Source organism: Cupriavidus sp. 8B (assembly GCF_054589115.1).
Map to the genome: position 1 here is coordinate 26,431 of NZ_BAAILO010000011.1, position 6,330 is coordinate 32,760.

3 protein-coding genes are annotated in these 6,330 nt (G+C 54.1%); 1 reads left to right on the top strand and 2 read right to left on the bottom strand.

What is annotated here, in order from left to right:
- Positions 1-95 precede the first annotated feature (95 nt).
- Complete coding sequence (locus ACYP5B_RS01120) at positions 96-1,610, top strand: TnsD family Tn7-like transposition protein (protein WP_459568227.1); 1,515 nt, start codon at positions 96-98, stop codon at positions 1,608-1,610.
- Here ACYP5B_RS01120 and ACYP5B_RS01125 read toward each other — a convergent pair.
- On the bottom strand, positions 1,607-2,992 hold the full coding sequence (locus tag ACYP5B_RS01125) for an ATP-binding protein (protein ID WP_459568228.1): 1,386 nt from the start codon (positions 2,990-2,992) through the stop codon (positions 1,607-1,609). The genes ACYP5B_RS01120 and ACYP5B_RS01125 overlap by 4 nt on opposite strands.
- The gene (locus tag ACYP5B_RS01130) at positions 2,985-5,219 is read right to left on the bottom strand and encodes a hypothetical protein (protein WP_459568229.1); all 2,235 of its coding nucleotides are present in this window, start codon (positions 5,217-5,219) and stop codon (positions 2,985-2,987) included. The genes ACYP5B_RS01125 and ACYP5B_RS01130 overlap by 8 nt, the downstream gene beginning before the upstream one ends.
- Positions 5,220-6,330 lie beyond the last annotated feature (1,111 nt).

A 6,330-nucleotide genomic window follows, 5' to 3' on the forward strand; every position in this document is an offset into this window, starting at 1 on the left:
TACATATCTACATATGCATATATGTATGCAAAAACCTTAGCCAAGGCAAGAAATTTCGGACTACTCTCCAATGGTGATGCCCCTTGAGCGTGCTCATGACACACCCTCGCCCGCACGCCAGTCCGCAGATTGCCCCAGTCCTCCCCGCGTTCCTGGAGGACGAGACGGTCTACAGCTTAGGGAGTCGAATCCACCATCTTTGTCTGCATGGATCAGCACGACTGACTAGCAGGCTTCTATTTGGTGGCGACGTTCTCGGCCGTATGCACGACTTTCCCGGCGGCTTGCGCTATTTGGCGCGCATGTACAGGGAGGAATCTCACGTCGCGCTCGCGCTTCGGCGTACGGCTTTGGGCTTCTATGCGCCTTTCCGTTCCTCAACGCTCATTGAGCGGTGCATTGAGTCTCTGGGGTCGTCCTCGGTGGCTTCCGTGAAATTCATCTTAGGGCTACCGCCCAGTGGGCTGGGCGCGGAGGAGCCCCTCAAGGCCTGCCCGCACTGTATGGCTGAAGATCTCGCTGTTCACGGAAGCACGTACTGGCGACGGTTACACCAGTGCGCGTCAAATTGGATTTGTCGTCGTCATCGTGCGCTACTGCAGTGCACGTTCTTCAAATCGCGAGATACACACCGATTGAAATGGCTCTTGCCGCAGGATATCCCCCATCCAGCGTGGGAGAGCCCTCTCATCCGCCTCACCCCATTGCTTGTGAGGATGAGTGAGGTTACGAGATCGATGCTCGATATGCCTTTAGGGGCCCTCACACACGATCGCCTCAGAGCTCTCTATCAATACAGTGCGGCGCAGCAAGGCCTGCTTACCAGATGCGGGCGAGTCCGCGGCGAATTCTCGCAGCGTCTTGGCGACGAACTCGCGACGTTGAATGCTCTCCCGGGGTGGGACTGGATTGACAGTAAAAAGTCCACAAGGTTTTGCCTTGGCATGGTACGGGCTGGACGCCATGCGCTGCACCCCGCGAAGCACGTCGCCGCTTTATCGATACTATTTAAAGACATCCATGAGATCGAGATCACCCTGGGAGGCATGCCGCAAGAACGACCATGGCACGTTGATCGGCCAGAGAGAGGTGACGATCCCACCAAAGAGCTAGACTTGGACGTAGTCCGGTCGACGTATGAGCTTACCGGGTCAGTACGCCGCACCTCAGAGCGGCTGAGCTTGTCGTACTATCAGGTGGAAAGAATACTTACAGATATTGGTATTCCGATCCGTCGGCGCCCCAAGGCGCTCCACCCCTATCTCTTGGCGCAACTCCGCCAGGCGTTTGCAGAGGGCCGATCTATTAAAGAAGCAGCGCAGTTGGCTGCCATATCACCGAGGCTTGTGGAACGCGCCCTGTGCCGACAGCCGGCCCTCAAACAGGCATGGCGGGACGATCGGCGAGAACGCAAAACGATAGCTGCCAGACAGTCCTTCCTATCACTCGTGAGATCAAACGAGGGCGCGTCACTAAGTACTGTCCGCAGGCTAAGAGGCAACTCCTACTCATGGCTGTACCGGAACGATAGCGCGTGGTTGTCCGAGAACGTCCGCGCCATCTTCCCGGCAAAGCACCTCAGCTCTTCATCGAGAACGAGAGACTCCTAGTTTTTTTTGCCACCCGCAGCGGCTGCCGTCTTGCGTAGCTCCGAAAGATGATGGTCCTTTTCCACGTTCGAAGTCCTCCTAGATTTTTCCGATTCGCCCGTTAAAGAGCGCTCGGCCCGCAACCGGGCCTGTCTCCTCACATACTCTGGATCCACTTGCGTTGCCACGAATCCCTTTGATGGAGCGTATTGCGCGGCCTCTCGATATGCATGCCCCCATTTCTCGATGTAATAGTCGTTGTCAACATCGCTAAAGCCGACCAGCTTTGACGCATCCTTCTCAACAAATGCCCGGATCATTCTCTTCATTCCAGGAGCAAGCGGTCGCTTGCTAGCTGCTTCTTTTATGTCTTCCACGGTAATCGTCTCTCGACCGGCCACTATAGCAAGCTTCTGCGCAAGAGCATGAAGTGGTACCAGATGCCCGATGAATCCACCAGTGGCGTTGAAGTACTCCTGTGAAATCTCCTTATTTAGCCGTTTGGAGCGCGGCAATAGTTGGCATGCCCAAAGGCCCCACAGAAAGGAATCCCACTCCTCATCGTCGATGGAATCTGCTGGCTCGATCCGGATTGTCGTTTCCGAAAGGCGACGCAGCGCCTGCGTTGATACTCCATCTTTCTCCATGAACCGAAGACCGAGAGGATTTCCGATAAGAATACAAGGAATGTTGGCGTTCAATAATTTTAAGATCAAGCTTCTTAATGCTTTTCTATCATCATTATTACCAGCGTTTATTGCCTGAAACTCGTCTATTCCAAGAATACCACAGTAGTGAGTTTTTAAGGCCCGTACCACAATTCGAGATATCGTATCAGTCGAGTCCCTATCTGGTCTATTCGGCGTATACTCCCCAGCGACAAGATCATCGATGCTTCGCAGAATTTCTACCAGGAGGGCTTTCACTCCTTTACCGATGCTCGCATCCACATACAGCCACACGATCTGCTTCACATATTTGAGATGTGGAAGGCCCTGTCTCTCTACAACCTGCGGTAAGGTCTGAAGTATGTGCCGACAAAGATGACTCTTTCCAACACCGGTAAGCCCCGTGACGATCATTCCATCTGCATAGTGCGCGTCTACGGGCAACGTATTGCGCACCATGACATCTTGGAAGTACGCAAGAATGTTCGCTGCGATGGATGGATCTCTTGTCGTGTACCCCAAACGTATTGCATCAAGGATCGTAAAGGCAAGGTTTCGCGCTAATCGAGTGGGTATGAATACCTGTCTAAGGTAGGCTCGGAGCATGGCCGGGTTGTCGTTCTCTCGCCGCCACTCCTTGGAGTCAAAAGGGTTTCTCGCCAAGTACCGCGCCATTTCCGCATCGGATTGGATCGTTGGAAGTACAGACAAAAGGGGATTCTTAGCCTTATTCATCAGCGCCCCCTTTCAGCCAATCGCGCAGCGCTCCGTCCCTTGGCCCGTCTTGTTCTATGCTCTGATCATCGTGACCCATCGGCTCTGCAGCGGAAACGGTAGCAAAACGCCCTAATGGCAATCCAGTTGGCCCTAAGATATCAGTCTCCGTTCGCCGATCTTCCCGCATTCGATTTGCATGAACTCTCCCTTTTGGCGACAATTTAGCCTCGGCGTGATACTGCCTCCTAGCCGCCGCTATCTCAACTTCCCTATCGAAGTCCAACGCGGCTGCCATCTCAATATCCCGCTGGTTCTCGACACCAGCCTCCGCGGAGATGCGCAACTTGTCCTCGACACAGTCCCTTAACGAGGCCACGCCCCAAACAGGGGACGAGTCCTGACTCTGCAATTCCAATTCATGGTAGCCGCTGTAGGGGTCTAAATAAAATATCCTCCTAAGATCGTAGGGATTAAATTTTATGTCAATTCGAAATATCCCATTCATCCGCGCTCGTTCAAGCCATTTTTTATCTGCAGCGTACGCTCCATGATAGCGAAACTGTGTAAGCACAACCTCTCTATTTCTCCCCTCGTCGACCGGCGCAATGAGAAATATTCCGTTCTCCCGGACGACGGCGGTAGTCTTGTCCATTAGGGCATCGACAACCACATCACGATGGCATGAGATATATCCCACGTACCCCTTCCGCCTAGCCCACGCCCAGATCTCACTTCGTATCGGGCGTACACCATCCTGCCGCATTTCTGCCGTCAATAGATGAGGCACTGGCACAGTGGTGTTGTGACGAATATCCGCACGAAGCATCATTCGAGAAAACTCCTCGATGTTGAGTAGTGCGTTCTCTCCAGGATGTTTCTCGCCCCGGTCTCGCTTTCGTCCGTAGGTAGTTCCAGGCAAGCTGTGGTCAACGCGACTATGATCGCTGGAGTGCTGCACTTCCACGAGGCCCTTCTGATCTGCCCTGCCTCTCGGCAGCACATGAAGCTCAACGCCTAGTTTGCGCAAATCGTCTCTTACCTTTGCTGCGTTTCCTTCACCTCTATCAACGATAAGTGTCCTAACCATAACCGCCGGAATGTCAGCGTCCGTAACACCCTCCACACCTAGCCTGCGAGCGTAATCGACTTTTGATGACCACATATTCAACAGACCATATCGGACCGCCTCGACATTTACCGCCCAACCAATATACCTCCCAATAACCATTCCCGTGAACCAGCATACGAATGGGATAGTGAAACACCTACCAAGTGTCCGCATTCTGGAGAACATCGATGTGAGGTACACGTCGGCGTTGTCTGCATCGGATTGAGCGACGGCGCCAATCCTTCCTTCACCGCGTTTCAAGCTGCCCGACAGGGGGCGTCTATTCAAATCGAAGTCCTTTTGGGATGTCTGTTTACGCGAAGCGGCTATACCACCGTCGCCGAGTTCTCCGTGATATATGAACTGATCGAAGCTCGGCCGCTCACCCTCCGGGTTAATATTCGGCACTTCCGTGCCATACAACGACTTGTACCCATCGCTGTAAAATACGTTTAGCATGCTCCTGTAGGCGCACTCTCGAGTTACTCCCTTCTTCAAGAATGCATCCCAGCACATTCGTATGTTTTTGAGATCGCTCGTATTCAGAGGATAAGGCGTAATCTCGTCGAGCCCCAACGAATATCTGTTTGTTCTTCGCCCGAGAGACTTCCCACTTCCGGCACGTTTCTTTCCTCGACCGCCACACAACGCGGTCCTAGGCATGATGCACGCAATCCTAGACCCCCCCGCCCAGTAGCGGTACAACGTTCGACACACCTGGGGGAATGAGACGCCATACTGTTTGATTACCGCAGAGGAAGCTCTACGGAGAGACATCCTTCCTGTGATAAGGTCTTCCTCGTTCTCGATCAACTCGCCCAAGATGACTATCCACCTCGCTTGAAAATCGAGAGGAAAGCAGCGCTCAGACCCTCGCCTCTGGTAGAGGGAACGCAGTTGCTTTTCCTCCACGAGACTTAATGGGTCAGGTGCTACGTCCACAAGGCGGGCAAAACCTCCGTCGATAGCAGCTTGCACATCTTCATTCCTCAGCGCTATGAGCCCACGCTGCCTTTCCTGGTCGATGGGGATCACTACAATTCGATGTTGGTCTATGTACAGTACACGCACAACGCCAACGTACTTGCACAAGCCCGGCCCGAACGCCAGGGTGCAGCCTTTCACAGTCGTGCCCATTCTGCCCCTCCCAGCCATTCAACGGCCGCTGTATCTACCCATGAAAAATCTGTTAGCACGGGATGGCGGTTCATAATGATCGGATGTCGAATGTCTAGCGGAACCCGTCGATGCCAGATGGCATGCTCGAAGAGACATCGTCCCAATTCATCGTCGAGATGCAACGTGACGGAGGTCTCTTCCTTCGCCTCTTGGATGCTCCGTCGACGCGTGAGTTGACGGGAAAGCTCCGCGCCATACTCCACGTCAATGCCCGAACACTGTAGGTCATGAGGCAATAGCGAAGACCTGTATGCGGTGCGAAGCGTTTCGCGAAGGTCTCGTGGCAAAAAGGTTGCGGAGCGCAGACGCCACTCAACTCCGATCTCCATAAGGGCGACCCTTTCTAGGATGAGTCGTTCTCGCACCCGAGGCCCATCTCGAGTATCTGCCGGTGTGTTTCCGCCAGCAATAGAGGCAATTGTGGACTCCGACTTCACGGCAATGGCCACCGCCTTCAAGCCATCTCGTGTTGCTACAGTGGCAAGGATGTCCGTTGTCGCGACGTATGGCACAAGCGTACCCACATATGTCCCATGCTCGATCCCGAGTTCTTCAGCTACCGCAAGTGTGCCGCGACTCCACCGGAGTTCCCCGCAACCGGAATGGCAGGCGAGGGGGTGAGGATGCGGCCAAGGCCATATAGGGAATTGCTCCCTCAGATCTTGAACGCCCAACCACAGCAACCACACGGCAACGTCGGCCTCTTCACGGGATAGGAAGCACGCCTGGCGACCGCTTCCGATGAGAGTCAAGTCAATGTTATTGCCGTCGGATGCCAGGTTGCCGCGCTCATGTCGCAGCCATGGGCTGTAGTCGACTCCGTGCCCGGTGCCGCGCCCTTCCTTAATCCATCGCTCAAGCGTTTCCCACTTTACTTTTCGTTTGGCCATATCGAGTCCCAACCGCCCTCTGCAGGGCAAAATTGAAGACGAGGGGGCCATGACCTAGCCTCACCGCTTGGCCGCGCACTTAGGGCAATGCTGATTAAGTCCTCCGATTCGTGAGGAGAAGCGTTATTTGAAGAATCACGAGCGCAGCAAGAGATGAACAATGAAGCAGATGACGTTGG

Coding starts and splice junctions, on each gene's coding strand:
- ACYP5B_RS01125 (WP_459568228.1), bottom strand. CDS start 2,992: ATGAATAAGGCTAAGAATCCCCTTTTGTCTGTACTTCCAACGATCCAA.
- ACYP5B_RS01130 (WP_459568229.1), bottom strand. CDS start 5,219: ATGGGCACGACTGTGAAAGGCTGCACCCTGGCGTTCGGGCCGGGCTTG.
- ACYP5B_RS01120 (WP_459568227.1), top strand. CDS start 96: ATGACACACCCTCGCCCGCACGCCAGTCCGCAGATTGCCCCAGTCCTC.